The following is a 19,327-nucleotide window of genomic DNA, read 5'->3' as shown; positions in this document are numbered from 1 at the left end:
AAGATCATCCCGATGACCAACCGCATCCGCTATCTCGATCAAAAGTCGTTTGGCGCCCTGCTGGCCGACCTTCGTCTGACTCCCAACGTGTTCCAGGACGGGCTCCTGGAGTTCCTGGAGCGCGTCGGACTTGTCGCGCCCGCCGCCCGTGTCGACTGGCCACGATCGCTTGTGATCGAGGAACGCGGGGGCACCCCGCCGGCGCCCGTCACCGAAGCCGAGCGGGACGAGTCGGCCGCTTTGGCAGGTGCGCTCAGACAATGGAACCGTTTCAACAGCGACCCGCCCCTGCCCCATCCTCTCGATGGCGAGGCCTCGGCGCCGGGCGGGTCACTGGCGACCAAGACGTTCTCGACCGAAACCTTTCGTCCATGGTCAAGCTTCACCACGATGATCGAAGGCGTTCGCGCCACGCCTTTCGGCGTCGCTGACGCGGTCGACACCTATTATCACGCTTGGCAGGCGCTTCTCGTCGCCGACGCCCTGGAGATGGGCATTCGCATCGTCTTCGATACGCGTGACCCGGCCCTTATGGCGCTCGCGTTGGACGGCGAGCTTGCGACACTGCCGCAGGATCGCCTGTATTCCCAGGCCTCCTTCGAGGGGCCACGCGGCCTGCGCGACGGTCTGGGCTGGGCGGCTTATTTCGACGCCGCCGCCATGCTGGAAGTGGCGCGGAGCCGCAAGGTCACCGCCTTCGCCCTGGCCGGCAGCGGCGAGGCTCGTCGCTTCACCGACGCTGAGCGTAGCGATCTGCTGACCTTCCAGCGGGCGACCGCCGAGGCGATCCTGCGGGACCTGGGTGCCGATCGCGCCAAGCTAAAGGCCTTCATCGCCTATCTTTGCGAACGCTGGGACGAAAAGACCCGTCGAGGTCAGGGTGAGATCGCCGCCGAATATAAGCGCCAGGTCGGTCTTGCCGCCCGTCTAACGATGGTGGCCTACGACATCTCCTTCGCCGATCTCGCGGAAGAGGTCGGCCGGGTGACGGGGCACTTCGCCAACACCCTGGACGTGATCTTCCCCGACTGGGCCCAGGAAGCGCGGGATCGCGCCGAACTGTCCTTGAAGGCGTCGGTGATCGCCAAGGCTCCCACGGTTTCGGCGTCGCTCAGCCTGGTCGACGCTAACGCCGGCGACCTGCTGGACTGGCTGGAGCGCAATGACCAATGGCGACTGCACCTGGCGATTGAAACGATGCTCAAGCATCAGTTCGGCGACGGGCCGATCGACCACGCAGGGCTCGCCAAGGAAGTCGAGACCTTGGCCACGACACTGGAACACCTGGTCAACGCGCTGCTACGCGAAGCCGGCTGTGACGACAGCGGCACCTTGATGAAGAAGCTCGACCGCTACTGGGCTCAGGTTCCAGGCGTCCATGCGCTGCTGACCGCCAACCGGGGGCTGACGGGTGACAAGGCCCCGTTCGCTGACCAACTCATCGCGATCGACGCCCTCGCTTCGACGGACGCCGACCTCGGCGTCGCCCAAGTCATGCTGAAAGCAGTGCTCTATCGGAACACGGGTCAGCATGCTGGGATGGCCGTCTTGACGGACGAAGCGTTGCACGAAGCGGCCAGGGTGATGCTGACGGCGATGCTGTTCTGCCGCAAGAACTTGCTGGTTTCGCCTCCGTGCCCCTAACCCTGCAGCAATTTGAAGACCTCTGGATCGCTCAATCGACTCCGGAAGAGGTCTATTTCAACATTTTCCCCAATCAGCCCGTGACATTGCGCAGGTCGCATCACGTGCGGGGCGCGCTCGCCTCGCTGGAGTTCGGCGCCTACCAGGGCCTGGACGGAAAGTGGGTCGCCGATCAGCGCGCGGTCTGGCTCAACATGATTATGTCGGATGTCGTCGGCGATGGTGGCCATTTGCTGGACGCCTTGACCAGGATGTGTGGGCGCGCGCGGGTCGTCCTCATCGGCCAGCCGAACGCCATGAAACCGCGCGGTTGGGACACAAGCCGTCCTTTCGACCATGCGCCCGAGGCCCTGATCGGGTGGTACATGCGACACGGGTTCAAGGTCGTGCAGGACGGTTCTTCGACCCGGGTGATCCATGCGCCCCTCAGCTCGATGTTGAACGTTCAATTTTCCCTGGCCTGACCCAAGGCGCGGTTCAACGGCGGCCCGGGTTCCTGTCGCGCCGCCGCCAAAGCGGCGGCGCGCGGCGCCAAGCTTGGCTATAGGCCTTTCCCGCCTAGCCCAAGACCGGGGCGGCTGGGCCGCCCCGGTCCGGCCGCTTCAGTATTCCTCGGCCAGCATCAGGGTCAGGACTCGCTTGGTCACGGCCTGGTCGGCGGGATCGGGCGAAGCCTTTTCGAGGTCGAGGTCGTAGTAGTCGATCTTCCAGATGAACCGCGATCCGCCGACCTTGAACGACCCATAGTCGCGCTCGCCGTGCGGGTCATTGTCCTCGGAGAAGTCGGCGAAGGTGGTCACCCTAGACAAGACTTCGGCCAGCGCGGCCTCCGGCAGGGTTCGCACCCCCACCGTCAGCATCCAGCCCGCGCCGGGCTCGGCGCGGCACGCATCGTTCAGGGCCGCGATCGCGGCGGCATGGTCTTCCTCGGTCATGAAAGCCTCCTTGGGCAGACGGGTTCGAGCGCAAAAGGCGCGCTCGAACCCGGCGCCCGCCGGCGAGGCTGGATGTGCAAGCGGAGGGGCGGCTTCGCGGGGACCCGGCTGCAGGACCCGAAGGGGCCGAAGCTGGGCGGAAGGCGATCCGAAGCGCGCCGAGGGCGAAGCCCTAAGCCACGCGGCCACGGAGGTGGCCGGAGACAAGCCCCCGCTGACCGATGGCGGACTTAGTCGTCCTTCAGTCCTACCACCGCATCGTCCAAATCCCAGCCGCGCTTCAGGGCCTTCGCTCTAAGATGTCTGATCTTGCTCTCGGCTTTGAGAAGCTGGCCCTGGGCGCCGATCGCACGCTGCATGCCGCAGAAGACCAGACAGCAACCGCCCAAGACGAGCACGATGTCTGGCCGCGCATCACCATGGGCCAGACGGGCGTAGCTGGCCGCCACCACGATGATGATCGCATAGCCGCCCCCGACGACGGACACGAACATCGCCATCAGCATGTCGGCCAGGGCGATCTCAGGACGCCGCTGAATCCGCTCAAGCCGAACAAGTTCTCTTGCCATGGCGCCAAGTCGAACCTCTCGCCAGAAGCCGACCAGACTGTTGACCTTCTTACGCAGCACACCCTTGACCGGACCGCTGCTCCAATCCGCCACCCAGTTAATGATGATGGCCAGGACGAACAGATTCCAGACGCCTTCCAAGAGCTTCAGCCACATATTCGATCTCCACCAAAGTGAAGCTTCCGATGGCGGCGTTTCCGGTTTTCCGCAATGGTTGAGCACACCCGCGCGAAGAGACTGGGGCATGACCGAAAGCCGCACCACCAACAGCCTGGTCGCCAAGTGGACGACCCCCTCGGCCGTGCTGGCGGCCTGCTGGTTCGTGCTCGATCACCTTGTGCCCGACCTGTTGCCCAAGCCGCCCCGCGAAGCGGCCACGGTGATCGCCGGTGTGGCGCTGGCCCTCAGCCTGGCCGCATGGGCCCGGCGAGGCTGGAGCGCGCTCAACGCGCAGGTCCCCCGTCCCTGGTGGCCCAGGCAGCCGTGGCGACTGGGACCATGGCTGCGCCAACGGCCGCAGCTGCACATCACCACCGCGGCCGTTGAGGTGATCCGTGGGCTCACCGTGCTTGAAAGTGCTCAAGTCAATCTTGTCATCCAGCGTAACCTGTCCCGAACCCGGCGAACGACAACGCTACGGTTCGACACCGCCCGGCTTGAGCTTCGCCAGCGGCGTGGAAAGACGGTTCTGCGCTGGAACTTCGCCCCCGAGGAGGCTGGCGGCTTCCTGGCGCTGCCGGTGTCGGCGGGCGCCAACGATCACGTCCGCATCGCGTTCGTGGGGACCGGTTTTCCGATGGCCTATGGCCAGCTCGTCGACTTCGAAAAGCCCTATGAGCTGCTGCTGATGGACGTCGAGGCTGAGGTTGGAGAACGACGACCGTTGCGGGGTGTGTTGGGGGTCGCGCGATATTTCTGGCCGGGCGCGCCGTCCACATCCGCCCTGAATTTGGAGCCTTCGACGCAGATCTGAGCCGAGCGCATCAGCGCGTTGCGACCGTCCTTGACGTGTTCAACTGTTGACCTTGCATGACGAAGGTTGGGGGAAGGCCGTGGAGAAAGGCAGAAGCGTCACGATACCCGCGCTGGCCAGGGCGCGCATGGTTCCAAAGCCGGAGATCCCCGCCGTGATCCGGTTGGTGGATGGTGAAGTCCTCTCTGCGCGCGAGCTGGTCGAGAGCCTGACCCATGAGGACGCGGTCAAATGGCGGATGGAGTTGCGGGAAAGCCTGCGGGAAGGCGCCCCGCAGCTGATCTGCGATCAGTGTCCAACGCCGGTCTACCTAGTGTGCAATCACCTGAAGGCCTTCTTCTTCCGTCACACGCGCGAGGACGGATCGTGCCCGGCCGTCACCCGCTCGACCTTGACGGCCGAGGAAATCCGGGCGCGGCAATATCAGGGTCTGCGCGAAAGTCCGGCCCATCAGAGGCTCAAAGGCCTGATCGCGGATTCTCTGGCAGCAGACCCGGCCTTCGAGGCCGTAGCGATCGAGAAGACCTGGCGCGGCGAGGTCGGACGACGCCGCCCCGATGTCAGCGCGCGTCTGGCTGGTTTGGGCTTAGCGTTCGAAGGGCAGCTGAGCACGACCTTCCTATCCGTCGTGGCCGCCAGGCGGGTGTTCTATCGCGAGGTGGGCGGCCTGCTTGTCTGGATCCTAGCGACCTTCGATCCAGATAGTCGCCGGATGACGGAAGACGACATCGTCTTTCCGAACAACTCCAACGTCCTGGTCATCGACGACGACACGGCGGCGGCCTCACGGTCCCAGGGGCGGTTCGTCGTCGATTGCTGGTATCGCCAGCCGCGATCGGGCGGCGTGGGACAGGCCGACGCTTGGGATCGCAAGCGGGTGCCGTTCACCGACCTGGTGCTGGATACGGCGGGCCAGCGGGCCTTCTTGGTTGACGTCGAAGGATTGGAGGCGGCGGCACGGGACGCCGCAAAGGCGCGCTTGGCCGCGGCGACGGAATCTCGACGATTGGCGCTGCGCGAAGACTTGTTGACCTATCTCGACCTGGAGGAAGGCGGCGGCGGTCCGGAAGAGCGAACCGCCATTTGGACCGGCTTTGCCCTTCGTCTAGCGGAGTTTGGCGTGCCCTTCCCCAGCTCGCCCTGGCGGCGCAGCAATTTGCAGCGATGGCTCCGGGTCGTTCGCACCGCGCTTGGCGGAGAGGTGTCGGGTTGGAATTTCAGCTCACTCGTCCAGGTGGCCCATCACCTCTATGACCAGCATCCTGACCTGCTGCTCGTCTTCGGCCAGCTGCTGCGTCAGTCCGGGCATATCGAGACGCTGCGCTCGCAAGACCGTAGCCGCAAATGGCAGGACAGGGCTGCTGGGCTCAAGCGGCTCGACGACGAGGCGCTTTCCAAGTACCGGGCCGACGAGATTGAGCTGGAGACGATCCGCTTTCTCTTCCCGGAGACGGCCGCCACTCTAGGAGCGATGCGTCGCCTGGCGGCAGCATAGATCCCCCTCCCCGATCAGAGCGTCGGGTGAAGCTCCTTGGACCGCTGGGTTCCGCTGGCGTCGTCCCAGATCGCCTTGAGGTGGGCGCGGCTGGCCGAGCCGAAATGGGCGGCGGCAATCAGTTCGACGCTGGTTTGGGGCTCAAGAATGGGAACGGGAAATTTGCGCTGAAACTCGCTCTCGATCAGCAAGTCGCCGTCGTCCACGATCTCCACGCGCAGGTTCCAAGCGGCGGCCTTGCCGCGATTGAAAATTTTGAGGCGATAGTTGTTCTTCCCCGCCCGGTAGAAGCTGGCCCCGATATCGGCCCGGATCTGGTCAGACGACTCCGCCCGCTCCTTTTCGATCAGGAGCAGGTTCAAGCGCTGGTTCGTCTTTTCGAACTCTTCCTGGCGACGGTTGAAGCGGATGGTCTGCACAAGTGACCAGGCCGCAATGCCTAGCGCGAAAAGCGCGATGATGTCCGCCGGCGTGAGTTTCAAGGTCGCTATCTGATCTTGATGAATTTCGAGCCGCGAAATGCTTTGCGCAACTCAGCTTTGAAGTCCGCAACGATTTCGGTCTTCACCTCATCCACGGCGTTGTCGATGATCTCGCCGTTTTCGCGGATCAGTTCGTCGCGGCTGAAAACCCGCTCACACGTAGCGCATTCGATGGGACCATCGTCCAGCGCCGGGTCCCGCTTGAAATCGGCGCCGCCACACGTCGAGCATCTTAGTCCGATCGATCGGCTGTGATCCTTGAGACTCATGCGCGCTATCCCTTCTACTCCAGAAGTAGAGCACAGCCTTTCGCGCAAGCAAGGAAATGTTCACGACCCGTTCTTGCGGGTGGCCGCCCCCCTCCCCGGTTAGCCGGCCTTGCCCAGCAGCGTCATCAAACGGGGTCCGGCCCTGGCGGCCATCAGCTCGCCCAGGGCCACGGCGGCGTTGGCCGGTCGGATCATCACCTCGAACTCGCGGATCTTGCCGGCCTCGTCGAAGGAGATGATGTCGATGCCCTTGAGTTTCTTGTCGCCGACCCGGGCGCTGAACTCCAGGATTACGGCATCATCCCCGTTGGTCCAGAACTCGCGATGATAGGCAAAGTCCTCGAAGATGGTGTTGACCGTCGAGAGGATATGGACCAGCGGCTCGATACCGGGATAGGGCGTGAAGAAGGCGGGCGAGCGGAACACCACAGTGTCGGCCGCGATCGGCCGGAGGCGATCGAACTCGCGCTTCTCCAGCAGATCGTGCCAGGTCTCCAAGGTTTGCTGCGCCTGCTCGCGGGCCATGCCCTTCTCCCTTACTGTTCTTCTAGGATTCCGGCGTTCGAACGCGCCGGATGGATCGCATCGTAAAACTCACGACAGAGCGGTAACCACCACGCCGCAGGTCGCCCGGATCAGCTCGGGTCGATCTGGTAGGCGTGCTCGTCCCCTGATCCGTCGCTGTAGCGCATCTTAATGGTGACGGTCGGTCCGGCGATCACGTAGGTGATGTGTTCGTCCTCGGGATCGTTGCGCCACCGTCCCGGCCCACTGCCCGGCCCGGACAGGTCCATCGCCGCCCAGACGACCTGCTCGCCGTCGACCTTGCACCGGCTCTTCCAGACCTTTCCGTCGTCGGGCCGGACGTAGCTGACATAGGCCATGCCGTCCTCGACGCTGGAGACCTGGATGATCCCAGGGTCCCGGCCGTTCAGGGCGCCGATCGTCGCTCGACACACGCGCCCCAAGTCCGCAGCGCTCAAGGCCGGGACCGGGACGCTGGCTGTCGGCGTGGACGCCGGCGCGGCCGGGGCGGACGTGTCCGACGACTGCCCGCAGGCTGACACCAGCACCAATAGGGACACCGTCGAGACCGCGCGAATCATTTACCCACCACCACCTTTGAGTTAGTGCCGTTATGGCGCTGCGGGTGGTTCAAGGCAAAGGCTCGTCAAGGTGTACCGTCACGACTTAGGCGGCCGAAGGCGGTTCGGATATCTCCGGCGTGGTTGTGGCCGCGTTGGCCGCGATCAGCGCCGCGGCCGCCTCGGGATCGCGCGGCAACAGGCCGTTCTGGTTGATCCACGCGATCGTTCGCTGACACAGCCGGCTCAATCGCGTCGCGCGCCGAGCCATGGCCGCCAGGTCCTCGAGCCGGTAGCGCGTGTAGCGGTGCTGAAGGTCGCCGTCGAACCGGCCGACTTCAGTGAACCGGATCCCCATCATCGGCTGATGGTCCATCCGCGCGTGCGCCATGGTGTTGCGCAAGGCTGCACCGGCGGCGAAGCGGTCCAGGAAGCTTTGAGCGAAGCCCTGGTAGGCCTCAAGCGGCCCAGGCGCGGCCAGGACGTTGCGCAAGTACTGCAGGCGGTCGTGGAGGATGCGCGGGTACTTGGCCGCGATCGGCGTGTAGGCCGGATGCCACGAACAGCGGATGGCCGTCTCGTTGAGGTGAGTTTCAATGAACCCCCAGGCCGAAACGATGACGCCGCGATAGAGCATGGCGGTCAGGGCCTCGGCCTCTGACGTCCAGGGATTGATCTCGACCATGCAGTCGTACCGCCCCCGATCGGAGCCATAGCCCGGACCGGCCATGCCGCGATGGTTGCCGCCCTGCGCGAAACGCTCAGCCAGATCCACGGTGCGTCCTCCCCTACCCGGCCAATACCTGGCGCCCCTCGACCACCGCGCGTCCCCGCCCGGCCTGCCGATAGACCTCGCCGAACGCCGCAGCCAGCATCTCGGCCATCAGCCCCTCGTCCACGCCTTGCAGGCGCACCAGCGTCACCCCGGTGGTCCGCCGACGCCCGGGCTCGACGGTGACCGCGTCGCTCTGGGCGATGGCCTTGGCTTGGTCCTTGCGGCTGAGCTTGACCACCGCCCATCCGGCGGCCGGCCAGCCCAGGGTGGCGAAGGCCTTGTCGCCGATGCGGAACTGGACGGCGTCGAGCACGTGTCGGACCTGGACGCCAGGCCCCAGGCGGCCGGCAAGATCGGTGAAGGCTTCAGGCGTCATAACGATCCTCGCACGGAGCGACGCCCTTCATGTCCATGAGTCGCGCCCCGGTCGCAAAGGTGACGGCGCCCTACGTCAGGAACGGTCGATGCCCCGCGCGAACGCTCAGACCTCGACGCCGAAAGCCTCGGCCAGACGCTGGGTCGCCGGGTCGCGGGCGCGCTGACCGGGCTCGTCGCTGGGCAGACCCAGGAACACCAATGGCCCTGGCCGAGCGATCCAGCTGTGCAGGGCGCGGCGCGAGGCCCCGGCCAGGGTCGCCCGGGCGAACAGCGCTTCGGAGATCGAGGACGGCTCGCCGCTGCCCCCGGTCTTGATCAGCAAGGGCGGGTCGTAGCCAGGTCCTTCGCCGGCATCGAGCATGGCCATGAACCCGACCTCGTCGGGGTCTGCCGCGTGCAGCGGACTGGCGCCGGCGGCGGGGTAGACGCGCCGCAGGGCGTCCAGGCGCGCGGCCGCCTCGCCCAGGAAGCGTCGCTGGAAGCGGCCGGGCTCGCCCAGCGGATTGAACGCCTCCGTGCCGCCCTGGCTGAAGACGCCCGAGCCCGCGCCATCCGACATCCCCGTCATGGCGATCAGCCGCGCCCGTTCCGTCGTCCACCAGTCGGCCGATGGGGCGCCGTCGGCAGCGGCCTGGCCCGGCATATAGCCATCCAGGACGGCGACCAGCCGCTGGAAGCGCCGCACCGGGTGAAAGTCGTCCCAGTCCGCGCCCAGGCCACCACCGTCGTCCGGGATCGCCGGATTGAGGGCGAGGTCGCAGACCAGCAGGAAGAGTTCGAGGGCGCGCTGGTCATCGCCCTGCACGCCAGCGCGGAGGAACTGGGTGACGGCTTCGGTATAGAGACTGTGCCGCTGGTCCAGAAAGCGCGTCAGCGTCCAGGCCAGGGCCTGGCTGGCGAAGGCCGTGTAGCGGGCCTGCGGCAGCCGGTTCTTCTGGCGGGCGGTGAAGAGGTGCTGGACCACCATCGCCGCGCCCTCCTCGATATGGCGCACGGTCAGGCCATCGCGCGATCTGTCCAGGATCAGTTCCCCTGTCGGCCCCATGGCGCGGGTGGCGGGCATGAACCCGTCATCGGGCGCGTTGAAGACGCTGGCCAGGTCGTCACCGCAGGCCGCGTAGCGCAGGCCAAGGCCGACCAGGAATGCCGGCGGGATTGGCCCCAGGAGGTCTTGGCCGCCGTCGACCAGGAAGTGCTCCAAGGCCACGCTGGCCCACCAGTGATCGAACAGCGACTGCAAGGTCGTCGAATAGCCGAGGCTGTGCTTCAGCTGGCCCTGACGGCTGCGTTCGGCGGGGGCCACGCCCGAGCGGCGGGCCGCGCGCAGCAAGTCCAGCTCGCGTGGTGTGGCCGTGGTCAGGATCGCCGAGGCCAGGTCGCCAGTCAGGACGCGGTTGCGAGCCAGGAACCGGCCGAAGGTCGAACCGATGGTCTGGACCCAGTGGGTCTGCTCGTGCATCCGCGCGGCGATGGCGACGAAGATGCCCAAGTCACCGGTCTCGACCAGATCCCGCGCCGAGCCGTCGAAGGCCTGGACCTCTTCGGGATAGGCCGACATGTCGACGAACAGGGTGTCGGGCCAGTAGCGCGCGCCGTGGGTGTCCTCGCGGCGCGGCTGCGGCTCGAACGGATCAGGCCTCGGGTTCTTCTTCCACGACCACACGTTGGGCCCCGAAGCGCTTGATGAGAGCCGCGGCGGCGGCCTTGAGGGCGTCATAGGCGGCGTTGCCGACCACCCCGCCAGCAACGGCGCCGGCGGTCCAGGTCACCAGGGCCGCCAGGGTCAGGGCCTCGCCCCGCTCGGCCGGCGCGAACGGATCCTGCGGCGCGTCGCTGATAGCCAGTCCCGCCAGGGCGTCGGGACCGAGTTCCTCTTCCAGGACGCGGCGCACCTCGTCCGTCGAAGCCAAAACCGTGATGTCCATGCGCCCCTCCTGGTCGCGCCGATAGTGGCGGGCCGACCTGGTCACGTCTACCGCCTCGGCGCGACGTCCGGCGCGCGCGCGTCAGCGAGCGTCCATGATGATGGAGACTGCAAGGAGACCGCGCAAAGCGCGTGTCGGGAAGCGGCGCCGAGCCGCCGGCGGCAGGCCAAAGCCTGCCCGCAGGGGCGCGCCCGTAGGAGCCGCGAGCGGAGGCGGCGCCCGCCAGGGCGCGCGGCGGGACCGAGCGTGCCCGCCGGTGGCTCACCTTATAGAGTCTGTTGCCCGTCCCCATTTTTGGCCGACCCGCCGTTGGCGAAACTTGGCCTTAAGTCCCTCCGCCTAGAGCCTAATCCATGTCCAAGGACCTGGAGACCTTCATCCGGGCGGCCCATGCCGCCGGGGTCGCGCGGCGGCTCGCCGACCTCGCCCAGGAGGTCGATGCGGTCATCGCCAGCTATCCGCGGTACGGCGGCGTCCGTTATCTGAACCGGCTGATCGAACAACGCCGCCGCATGGCCGCACCGGACCTGGCGCTGGTCGCTCACCTGACCGCCGAACTGTGCGCCCGGGACGCCCGTGTGCTGACCGCCCTGCTCCCGCTGGCCCAGCGCCTGACCGCCGATCATCCGTGCCTGCGCAAGGTCACCGCCCTGGTCGATCAGCCTGCGGTCCGCAAGGTCGCCTAGCCGCCAATCCGGTCTCCGAAATCCGTGGACGGCCTGTGGACGTCGCCGACGGCTCGACCTGCGGACGATTGACGAAATCGCTCGGCAGAACGAGAACATTTAGAGAACATTTAATTGCCATCGCCCGCCGCCTGCCCGGAACGCTCCCGGCCGGGATCGAGCCCCTGCGCCCGGATCACGCCATGCCGCACGCCCCACCCCCGAAACCTGAACGGATCCATCGCCAGGCCGTCGAGAAGCTGACGCGCCATACCTTCAACGACGTCATCGACGGCAAGAAGGTTCGCCGCACACTGCACTTTACCTTTCCAGGCGGCCGCAAGAACCGCAGGTCCAGCGTCACCTTCCTCAATCCCGAACACGTACCGCCGTTCGACGGCGACGAAGCCTGGTTCCTGGTCGAGTTGGTGATCGCCAAGCCCTGGTCCTACTGGCGCGCGGTGCGCCAGGTCGAGCCGCCCCGTGCCTGAGCCCAGCGACGCCGACCGCCGCAAGGCCGCCCAGATCGCCGCGCCGTTCGACAAGGCGCGTCTGGTCGATGCCCTGGAGCGCGGCTGGGAGATCACCTTCCGCTGCCAGTACTGTGGGTCGAGCAAGACCTGGCGGCGCGACGTCATGCTGGGCCGTGCCCGCAAGCTGCTGAACCTGACCATGCCGCAGATCCAGGCCAAGGTGAGCTGCCCGCGCTGCCCGGGCCGGATGCCGGCGCTGTCGTTCTCGGGCCTGATGACGCCGGCCGATCCCGATCGAGCCAGATGGGCGCTGATCGAGACCTTGATCGATGCCGGCCTCAATCCGACCGACTACGGCTATGGCTGGCCGGGTCGCCGCTGACCATGGCCGCCATCTGGCCCATCCTGGCCCGCATCAAGTCGCCCCTCACCATCATCTGCCGACGCTGCGGCAACCGCGTGGTCTGGTCACGCGAGAAAGCCGTGGCCAATCTCGGCGGCCACACCCAGCCCCACACGATCCGCGGAAAACTCCGCTGCAGCCGATGCGGCGCGCGGGGCCGCGAGGGCCAAATCGATGTCGATGCGTTGATCTAGGATCAACAGCGGTAGGCAAAGCCGGTGTTGAGTTCGAAGCCACGCTCGCCGGTGCAGATCCGCAAGACATCGCGAACGGCGGTGAGCGCATCGCCAGATTGCCTTGGGCCGGGCGCCTTGGCCTCGTGCATGAAGTCGTTCCGCGCCTTGCGGACCGCATCGATCCGTTGGACGAGATAGGCGTCCAGCACGCCAAGTTCCTTCAGCTCGCCCAAGGCGCCATTGAACCGCAGGGTCTTGACCCGGCTTCGCGACATCGGCGCCGGCGCCGGATCGAGCAGCGGCAGCCGCGCGGGCCGGCCTTCGACCAGACCCAGCGCATAAAGCAACTCGGTGACCGCTGCTTCCAGCACCACCGCAGCTACCGCGATACTTGGCCCTGGATGCTGCAAGCCGTGCAGCACCATGGCCTGGTAGCTCAGGACCATGAGCGTCACCGGGTCGGTGGTCTCGTATTGCGCGACGCTGGCGAGCAATCGATCAGCAAGATCGAGCGCCTGAGTCAGGGTCTCCAGGCTAATCGAGGCGCTATGAAGCTTGCGTTGGTCGAGCAGTTTCTTTCGCTCGCGCATCTTGGCCAGCAATCGTTCCAGCTCGAACTGCGCCAGCCCCAGCCGCCCATCCCGAACCTGAGCGTAGCTGAAGACATCATCCAGGCCCGGCAATACAGCGCCTCGGATGGTGGAGTGATTGGCCTTGGCGTGCGTCCCGTAGATGCAGGCGGACACGAACACAGCTACGCGCAACCTGTCGGTCTGAAGCCGCAACATGGCGTCTTCGTTGTCCATCACCGCCTCGGGAACGAGGCCGCTGTTCGATCGCAGACGACGAAAGCCACCCAGCGAAGTGCCCTTGAAGTCGAAAGCCAAAAGCCCGAGGTCGACGGCCGTGACTCCGACACCGTTGTTGAGCTTGCGCTGCCCGACGATCCGCAAGCTCATTTCGGTCGCGCCGGGGGCCATGTCGAATACGTAGGTGTCGCTGGGCAGGATCGCGAGCGCGTCTGGGAACGCCGTCTCTTCGATCACCGGTTCGGGAGAGGTCGTTTGAATGTCAGGCCCCAGTTCAATTTCAGCATAGGCGTGGTGAACGAAACCATATTGCGCCTCAACCTAGACTGGCGAACACTATTGCACGCGGCGCCGAGGTGTTTGAGGTTGAGCCATTCATGTCGATGCAGCCGCCGGTGCTCGGCCTGTTCCAGACCGAAGCTGAATTGCGCGACTACGTCGCCGAGCGATTGGAGACCCTGGAGCCAGGGCTGACGCTCACCAAGATCGAGTACGAGCTTCCCAATCCGAGCGGGGCCGGTGGACGGATCGATATCGTCGCCCTCGATCAGTTCGACCACGTGGTGGTCATCGAACTCAAGCGCAGCGACCGCAGCGCCCGCTCGACGCTGAACGAGTTGGCCAAATACGTCTCGCTGCTGATCAACGAGGCCCGCATTCCCAAGGAAGCCATCCGTTGCATCGTGCTGTCGACCGAATGGCACGAACTGAGGTTGCCGTTCTCGTTCTTCGCCGCAACGGCGGGCGTCCACGTAGAAGGCCTACGCCCGATCCGAGTGGCCAACGGCGTGGCCTACGAGAACGTGGACCTGCTCCCGATCTCCGACCAACCGCAGCTGTCGCCCGAAGTGTCGTTGTATCAATACCCCTCCGCCGACCGGCGAGACAGCCATCTCAAGGCCATCGAGGAACGCGCGGCGCGAACACCTTTCATTCGCCTGGCAATCCTTAAGCTCGATGCAATGTCGCCCGAGACGGCGCCCTACCAGGCGATCGCGTGCCTTTGGCGCCTGAGACTGGGGGATGAAGAACAACTCACGAAGATCACCGGAGAGCCGATCGGGCATCTGGCGCCCTACGCATTTCCGGGATGGGAAGCCGAAACGGACGCCCTTATGTGGTTAGCCGACGAGAGCTACCCCGACGACTGCTTCTCCACCGCGGAAGCAATGCGGGGTACGCCTGAGAAGATCGCCAACCTTGAATTGGTTTGCGTTCCCGCCGGCCTGGTTCGGTTCGGCGACTGGCCCAAGGTTGATGTCCTCAACACAGAGAGCCGCATCCTCAAGCAGCTGAAGGCGACGTCGGGACAGGCCGCAACGCCCCGCTCCAATCGCTACCGTTTCCGCCGAACGCTGACGAAGCGTATCGCCCCTTCCTGGAGAGGCGGCGTCGCGGCCTTCCTGAAGTTCATCGGCTTCGCACCATCGTGGGTCGAGGCGGTGGAAGTCTATCTGGCCCAGCCCCACGATCCCCGCGCCGTCTTTCACTTCCAAGCCTCGGACGCGCGCAATCCCTTCTACCTGATCTACCAGGCGCATTTTCATCCTGAAGCAAGCGGGTCCAGCTTCGAAATCGGCGTCACTATCGACGGTCAGCCTGTCGGCGGTCTGGCCGGCTTCTGGGGATGGGATCAGGTCACCCATCCCGACAACGCTGGCGCCGACATCGTCAGGTCCTACGGATCAATCGAGTGGGCCAAGTGGTCGTGCTTCAGCGCCGTCGATGACGAACGTCACGAACAGGCCCTGTATGATTTGGGATTCAGGCCTTGCGTTCAGACCTTCACGATCGACGCGGCCGGAGCCTGGACCTGGGCTTTGCTCACTGGACCAGCAGGACCGCCTATCGGGCACTTCATCGACGCCAATCCAGGCTATGTCGACCAGGTCGTCTCGATCTTCAGCGACACTCCGATCGGTCCGCCCGGCACGCGACGGGAGTCGGACTGACCGTCCTCTGGGTCAACGAAAATCGGCGCCACCTATTTTCCCGTGAGCTATCGAAGGCTTATCCACAGCCAAATTCAGGAAAATCAGTCTATTGCATCTTGTTCAAATTCAATGACTTAGAAAAGGCGAAAGTGGAAAAAGCGGTCCGTAGACCCCCTGCAGCCCGCCTGTTGCATCCGCTGCTCCACAACAAGACGGTCTTGACCCGGACGCCCGATCAGCCCCCCATACCCGAAGGGATTTCCGCAATTCAATCTTGCTGAGGAATCCGTCCGTGAACCTTCCGCTCCCGCCGAAGACCCCTCCTCCGCCACCAACGGCGGCGCGAGACCGCGTCACGGTCAGCATTCTCGGCGTCATCAAGATCGAAGGCACCGGCAAGGGCGTCGCATTGGCCGCCCGTTTGGGAATGGCTGGACTGTTCTTGGTGGCGGTGAAAGTGGTCCTGCCGCTGCTCCATTGATCGCCAGACCACAGCCTAGCTAGGGTGGGCCATGGACACCAAGACCCTCATCGGACTGCTGCTGGGCTCGTCGGTCATCGGCGGCGTGATCAGCGGCCTGATCGCCCAGGGCGCACCATGGTGGCGCGAAAAGTTGGCCAACGACAAGGCGGCGGCGTTCTCCGCGCTCCGCCTGGCGCTGATGTTGGAAGAGTTCGTCGGCGATTGTGCAGGCACCTACGGTGACTTCGACAACTACCGGTCCTCACGCGGAAGCGCGGGCGAACTGCCCAGCGGCCTTCCAAAGCTGCAGGACTATCCGGCCGACATCGCCTGGCAGGCTTTGGGAACGGCGCTGACCACCAAGGTCCTGCACTTCCGCGTCGCCCGGTCCGACGCCGGCGCCATGATCACCGCCGACGCCGAGTTCGCCGACCAGTGGGACCATTCCCAGCTCATCGCCGAAACCGCCGTAAAACTCGGCCTTCAGGCCCTCGGTGCGGCCCAGACACTCCGCAAGGAGCTGAAGCTCGCCCCCGCGCACGCCACGCCCGATCATTCGACCGAGGACTATCTGACCCGCTCCCTGGCCCGAATCGCTGAGCGAAAGGCCAAGCAGGCTGCCCAGAGCCACGACGACATCTAGATCGAGTGCTTCAACTCGTCCTTGGTCAGAAAACGCTCCGACGCGTAGTAGGCCTTCAGGCGTTCCGGATCGTTCTGGCCAGGATCCATGAGCCAGCGCGTGTGCCAGGTCATGAACCAGAGCCAGTCGGCTTCGGGCCCCAGCAGCGCGGGGTCAGGTATGGGACCGTTCTCGTGCAGGCAGATGGGCGTCGCCTCGCCTACGATCGCCTTCACCGCCTGGAACATCGGAGCCAGGACGCCGTGGCCATCGGCATAGATGTCGGCCCCGGCGACATCGACCCGATCGCACCCCGGATACCAAGCCGGATCGACATTCTGCCCCGCCCAGCCGGCCACCCAGATCAGATTATCCAGGCCGCGCTGGCGGGCGAATGTGTCGTACATCAGCGCCCAAAGCGCCTTGAACGCCTCGGGGCCATGCTTGCCCCACCAGAACCAATCTCCGCTGAACTCGTGCAGCGGTCGCCAGAGGACCGGCACCCTGTGGTCCCGCAGCACGGACAAAAGGTCGGCGACCCGCGCAAGATCGCGATGCAAGGCGAGGTTCTGCGGCGTCCCCGGTCTTAGGGCGGCGACAAGGTCGAAGTCCTTCTTGGAATTGTCGTAGCCAGGACCAATGTCCGGCGCGCCCCAGTGCCAACATAGGGTGACGATGCCGCCCGAACGATGCCAGGCGATGGCCCGTTCATTGACCCCGGCGTTCAGGCGCGGCTCGATGTAGTCCAGGCCCAGGATCGCCGGCTGCCGGCGGGTGACCTTCTCTATGTAGTCCAACTCGACACCGGGACGGGCCACGCCCTCCTGCTGGCCGGTCAAAGTCTTTCGGCCGTAGAGGGACCATAGATAAGCGTAGAGCGCGCGCGCTTCGGCCGAGGCCTTGGGATTGCTGAGCCGGCGCGGCTGCGGACTCGCCCAGCCGATGGTCGGCGTCGTCACCAGCGCCAAACCCGCCCCTAAGGACGCCCTTCGACTGAGCGCTCCGTCCATTTCGACCTCCCCGCGCCGAAACGACACCACCGTGCAGCCCCGCCAATGTCCGCCGACTGTAAGCTTTTCTACGACGAGCCGCCGCCGGGCCTTGCCCCGCGTCGCCTCGCAGCGCGTCCATGATCCATGACTCGCGCTCGACCGAAGGTGAATCCCGACGCCCTGGCCGACCTCTACGATTATTTGCCGATGGAACTACCAACACCAGCCCTTTCGATCGTCTCACCTTCGTGCCGAGCGGCGATAGCGCCTTCGGTTTCGGATGACTGGCCAGCCTTCGTGCCGATCACCGAAGCCGAGCTGCGGATCACCGAGGCGTATTTGGAGAAGGTGCTGGCCGAATTACTCGGACCCTTGCCCTGATCCCCAGGGAAAATAGATGGCCAAGCGTAAGACACCTCCTCCGCCCGCCGTGCCCAGCGCGGCGCTCTATCTTCGAGTTTCGACTGGCCGGCAGGCCGAGAGCGACCTCTCCATTCCCGACCAGGGGCGCCAGCTACGAGCCTACTGCCAGGCCAAGGGCTGGCCCGTCGCCGAGGAGTTCGTCGAGCCCGGCAACTCCGCCACTGATGATCGCAGGCCAGCATTCCAGCAGATGATCGACGCGGCGTCGGCCAAGCCCCCGCCGTTCCAGGTCGTCCTCGTCCATTCGTTCTCGCGGTTTTTCCGCGACCAGTTCCTGTTCGAGTTCTACGCCCGCAAGCTGGCCAAGAACGGGGTCCGTATCGTCTCGATCACCCAGGAGGTCGGAGACGATCCCATGGGCGTGATGGTTCGGCAGATGATGAACCTCTTCGACGAGTACCAGTCGCGGGAGAACGCCAAGCACACCTTACGGGCCATGAAGGAGAACGCGCGCCAGGGTTTCTGGAACGGATCCCATCCACCGATTGGATATCGCGTCGTCGCCGCAGAACAACGTGGGGAGCGCATCAAGAAGAGGCTCGAGATTGACCCGATCGGCGCGGAGACCGTGCGCTCTATCTTCCGGCTGGCGCTCCACGGCCATGACGGCAGCGGACCGATGGGCGTCAAGTCGATCGCTAACTATCTCAACGACCATCAGATCAGAACGCGTGGAGGGGGTCGTTGGGGCGTCGGCACCGTCCATCACACCCTGACGCGCACCTCGTATATTGGCGAGCACGTGTTCAACAGCCGGCATTGGGCCACGCAGGAACACAAGGACGACGAGGAGCGCGTCGTTATGCCCGTTCCGCCCCTTGTCGATCGCGAAACCTTCGACGCGGTGCAGCGGGCGATGTCGCTGCGCAATCCCATGGCCATGGCGCCGCGCTTCGTGAGCAGCCCGATCCTCTTGGGCGGGATCTGCTTCTGTGGCCTGTGCGGCAGGGCCATGACACTGCGCACTGGTAAGGGGAGCGCGTATCGCTACTACACGTGCTGCACCAAGGCCCGCCAAGGCGAGGCCGGATGCGAAGGCCTGTCCGTACGCATGGATTTGCTGGACGCCTCGGTCATCGATCACCTGGAAAATCGCCTGCTCAATCCACAGCGCCTAGCGACGATGATGGACAATATCATCGACCGCCGCTCCGACTGGATCGAGAAGCGCCACCGCCACGTCGCGGATTTGCGCAAGCTGGCGACCGAAGCCGACCAACGACTCCAGCGCCTCTATCTTTCGATCGAAGAGGGCCTGATCGATCTTACCGATGGCTCTCTCAAGCAGAGAGTCGCTTCGCTGAAGGCGCAGCGCGACGCAGCTCTGGGCGACGCCGAGCGGGCGGCCGCCGCGATCGATAAAATCACGCCCGCTCTGACACCAGATCTCCTCCGACGGTTCTCGGAAGCGACACGGGAGATGTTCAGGGACGATAACGGCGCCTATCGCCGCGACCTGATACGCGCGGTCGCCCAGAAGGTGGAACTGGTCTCCCCGTTCGAGGCCAAAATCTGCGGCTCGAAGGTCGAGTTGCTCAGAACCTTGGCGTCGAACAATGGCGTGGAATCGGCGGCTCTAGCGGTGCCCGGTTTTGTACGGGAATGGCGCGCTCTATTGGGAAGGCGTGAGTACTACAGAGGAATAATTCCACTACCGAGAACCCGCCGTGGCCAAAGCCCGTTTTTCACGCGCAAACGTGGGGCGCTCAACGTGCCCTGAAATAAAAATCCATTTTGAGAATTAAGGGGAATCCTGCGGACCTCGTCATTCTCGATGCGAGGATCGGAATAAGGGCCAAGCTTAGCGGCAGCGCTACGTCTTACCGCCCCTTACCCC

The 19,327-nt window shown here is 65.1% G+C and carries 25 protein-coding genes; 13 read left to right on the top strand and 12 right to left on the bottom strand.

The window, feature by feature from the left end; translation table 11 throughout:
* Positions 1-12: 12 nt before the first annotated feature.
* Entirely contained in the window at positions 13-1,644 is a 1,632-nt protein-coding gene (locus tag BM066_RS00620) for a hypothetical protein (protein ID WP_018062473.1), read from the top strand.
* Positions 1,635-2,108, top strand: coding sequence for a hypothetical protein (locus BM066_RS00615; RefSeq protein ID WP_018062472.1), 474 nt, complete (start codon positions 1,635-1,637; stop codon positions 2,106-2,108). The genes BM066_RS00620 and BM066_RS00615 overlap by 10 nt, the downstream gene beginning before the upstream one ends.
* A 138-nt stretch (positions 2,109-2,246) precedes the next feature.
* On the opposite strand, the gene BM066_RS00610 is transcribed toward BM066_RS00615, so the two are convergent.
* Complete coding sequence (locus BM066_RS00610; protein ID WP_089923525.1) at positions 2,247-2,579, bottom strand: DUF3768 domain-containing protein; 333 nt, start codon at positions 2,577-2,579, stop codon at positions 2,247-2,249.
* Between the two features lie 230 nt (positions 2,580-2,809).
* A complete protein-coding gene (locus tag BM066_RS00605) occupies positions 2,810-3,304 on the bottom strand; it encodes a hypothetical protein (protein ID WP_089923522.1) in 495 nt (164 codons plus the stop codon).
* An 88-nt stretch (positions 3,305-3,392) separates the two neighbouring features.
* Here BM066_RS00605 and BM066_RS00600 point away from each other — a divergent pair, with 88 nt between their 5' ends.
* Complete coding sequence (locus BM066_RS00600; protein WP_089923519.1) at positions 3,393-4,121, top strand: hypothetical protein; 729 nt, start codon at positions 3,393-3,395, stop codon at positions 4,119-4,121.
* 46 nt (positions 4,122-4,167) lie between these two features.
* Positions 4,168-5,616, top strand: coding sequence for a DUF6035 family protein (locus BM066_RS00595; protein ID WP_143093615.1), 1,449 nt, complete (start codon positions 4,168-4,170; stop codon positions 5,614-5,616).
* A 14-nt stretch (positions 5,617-5,630) separates the two neighbouring features.
* Here BM066_RS00595 and BM066_RS00590 read toward each other — a convergent pair whose 3' ends face one another.
* From BM066_RS00590 to BM066_RS00555, 8 genes are all read right to left on the bottom strand, one after another.
* Complete coding sequence (locus BM066_RS00590; RefSeq protein ID WP_089923512.1) at positions 5,631-6,098, bottom strand: hypothetical protein; 468 nt, start codon at positions 6,096-6,098, stop codon at positions 5,631-5,633.
* Positions 6,099-6,103: 5 nt separating this feature from the next.
* A complete protein-coding gene (locus tag BM066_RS00585; RefSeq protein WP_089923510.1) occupies positions 6,104-6,367 on the bottom strand; it encodes an ECs_2282 family putative zinc-binding protein in 264 nt (87 codons plus the stop codon).
* 99 nt (positions 6,368-6,466) lie between these two features.
* The gene (locus tag BM066_RS00580) at positions 6,467-6,892 is read right to left on the bottom strand and encodes a nuclear transport factor 2 family protein (protein WP_089923507.1); all 426 of its coding nucleotides are present in this window, start codon (positions 6,890-6,892) and stop codon (positions 6,467-6,469) included.
* A gap of 110 nt (positions 6,893-7,002) precedes the next feature.
* Complete coding sequence (locus BM066_RS00575) at positions 7,003-7,326, bottom strand: hypothetical protein (protein WP_143093614.1); 324 nt, start codon at positions 7,324-7,326, stop codon at positions 7,003-7,005.
* Between the two features lie 232 nt (positions 7,327-7,558).
* Positions 7,559-8,227, bottom strand: coding sequence for a hypothetical protein (locus BM066_RS00570; protein WP_089923502.1), 669 nt, complete (start codon positions 8,225-8,227; stop codon positions 7,559-7,561).
* 13 nt (positions 8,228-8,240) lie between these two features.
* Positions 8,241-8,603, bottom strand: coding sequence for an MmcQ/YjbR family DNA-binding protein (locus BM066_RS00565; RefSeq protein ID WP_089923499.1), 363 nt, complete (start codon positions 8,601-8,603; stop codon positions 8,241-8,243).
* 105 nt (positions 8,604-8,708) lie between these two features.
* Positions 8,709-10,268: an adenine nucleotide alpha hydrolase family protein gene (locus tag BM066_RS00560; RefSeq protein ID WP_089923497.1), complete on the bottom strand. Its 1,560-nt coding sequence runs from the start codon at positions 10,266-10,268 to the stop codon at positions 8,709-8,711.
* Positions 10,237-10,575, bottom strand: coding sequence for a hypothetical protein (locus BM066_RS00555; RefSeq protein ID WP_143093613.1), 339 nt, complete (start codon positions 10,573-10,575; stop codon positions 10,237-10,239). The genes BM066_RS00560 and BM066_RS00555 overlap by 32 nt, the downstream gene beginning before the upstream one ends.
* Positions 10,576-10,883: 308 nt before the next feature.
* Between BM066_RS00555 and BM066_RS00550 the strand changes: the two genes are divergently transcribed.
* The 4 genes from BM066_RS00550 (at position 10,884) to BM066_RS00535 (ending at position 12,265) form a co-directional block, all read left to right on the top strand.
* A complete protein-coding gene (locus BM066_RS00550) occupies positions 10,884-11,216 on the top strand; it encodes a hypothetical protein (protein ID WP_089923491.1) in 333 nt (110 codons plus the stop codon).
* A 182-nt stretch (positions 11,217-11,398) separates the two neighbouring features.
* Positions 11,399-11,686: a hypothetical protein gene (locus BM066_RS00545; RefSeq protein WP_089923487.1), complete on the top strand. Its 288-nt coding sequence runs from the start codon at positions 11,399-11,401 to the stop codon at positions 11,684-11,686.
* A complete protein-coding gene (locus tag BM066_RS00540; protein WP_089923483.1) occupies positions 11,679-12,050 on the top strand; it encodes a hypothetical protein in 372 nt (123 codons plus the stop codon). Before BM066_RS00545 ends, BM066_RS00540 begins: the two co-directional genes overlap by 8 nt.
* A gap of 2 nt (positions 12,051-12,052) precedes the next feature.
* Positions 12,053-12,265, top strand: coding sequence for a hypothetical protein (locus BM066_RS00535; RefSeq protein ID WP_089923480.1), 213 nt, complete (start codon positions 12,053-12,055; stop codon positions 12,263-12,265).
* A gap of 2 nt (positions 12,266-12,267) precedes the next feature.
* Here BM066_RS00535 and BM066_RS00530 read toward each other — a convergent pair whose 3' ends face one another.
* Complete coding sequence (locus BM066_RS00530) at positions 12,268-13,293, bottom strand: hypothetical protein (protein WP_089923477.1); 1,026 nt, start codon at positions 13,291-13,293, stop codon at positions 12,268-12,270.
* 140 nt (positions 13,294-13,433) lie between these two features.
* On the opposite strand from BM066_RS00530, the gene BM066_RS00525 reads away from it, so the two are divergent.
* The 3 genes from BM066_RS00525 (at position 13,434) to BM066_RS00520 (ending at position 16,096) form a co-directional block, all read left to right on the top strand.
* Complete coding sequence (locus BM066_RS00525; RefSeq protein ID WP_089923474.1) at positions 13,434-15,008, top strand: endonuclease NucS domain-containing protein; 1,575 nt, start codon at positions 13,434-13,436, stop codon at positions 15,006-15,008.
* Positions 15,009-15,282: 274 nt separating this feature from the next.
* Positions 15,283-15,471: a hypothetical protein gene (locus tag BM066_RS25745; RefSeq protein WP_143093612.1), complete on the top strand. Its 189-nt coding sequence runs from the start codon at positions 15,283-15,285 to the stop codon at positions 15,469-15,471.
* A 31-nt stretch (positions 15,472-15,502) separates the two neighbouring features.
* Complete coding sequence (locus BM066_RS00520; protein ID WP_089923470.1) at positions 15,503-16,096, top strand: hypothetical protein; 594 nt, start codon at positions 15,503-15,505, stop codon at positions 16,094-16,096.
* Here the strand turns inward: BM066_RS00520 and BM066_RS00515 are convergent.
* Positions 16,093-17,034 carry a glycosyl hydrolase gene (locus BM066_RS00515; protein ID WP_255367436.1) on the bottom strand — a complete coding sequence of 314 codons (942 nt, stop codon included), beginning with the start codon at positions 17,032-17,034 and terminating at the stop codon, positions 16,093-16,095. The genes BM066_RS00520 and BM066_RS00515 overlap by 4 nt on opposite strands.
* Positions 17,035-17,232: 198 nt before the next feature.
* On the opposite strand from BM066_RS00515, the gene BM066_RS25740 reads away from it, so the two are divergent.
* Together BM066_RS25740 and BM066_RS00510 are read left to right on the top strand one after the other, a co-directional pair.
* Positions 17,233-17,448, top strand: coding sequence for a hypothetical protein (locus BM066_RS25740; protein WP_143093611.1), 216 nt, complete (start codon positions 17,233-17,235; stop codon positions 17,446-17,448).
* A gap of 16 nt (positions 17,449-17,464) precedes the next feature.
* Positions 17,465-19,210: a recombinase family protein gene (locus BM066_RS00510; RefSeq protein ID WP_089923465.1), complete on the top strand. Its 1,746-nt coding sequence runs from the start codon at positions 17,465-17,467 to the stop codon at positions 19,208-19,210.
* The last annotated feature ends 117 nt before the right edge of the window (positions 19,211-19,327 follow it).

Source organism: Caulobacter sp. UNC279MFTsu5.1, from assembly GCF_900114015.1.
Lineage (GTDB): Bacteria > Pseudomonadota > Alphaproteobacteria > Caulobacterales > Caulobacteraceae > Caulobacter.
This window is presented reverse-complemented; position numbering and strand designations above follow the sequence as displayed.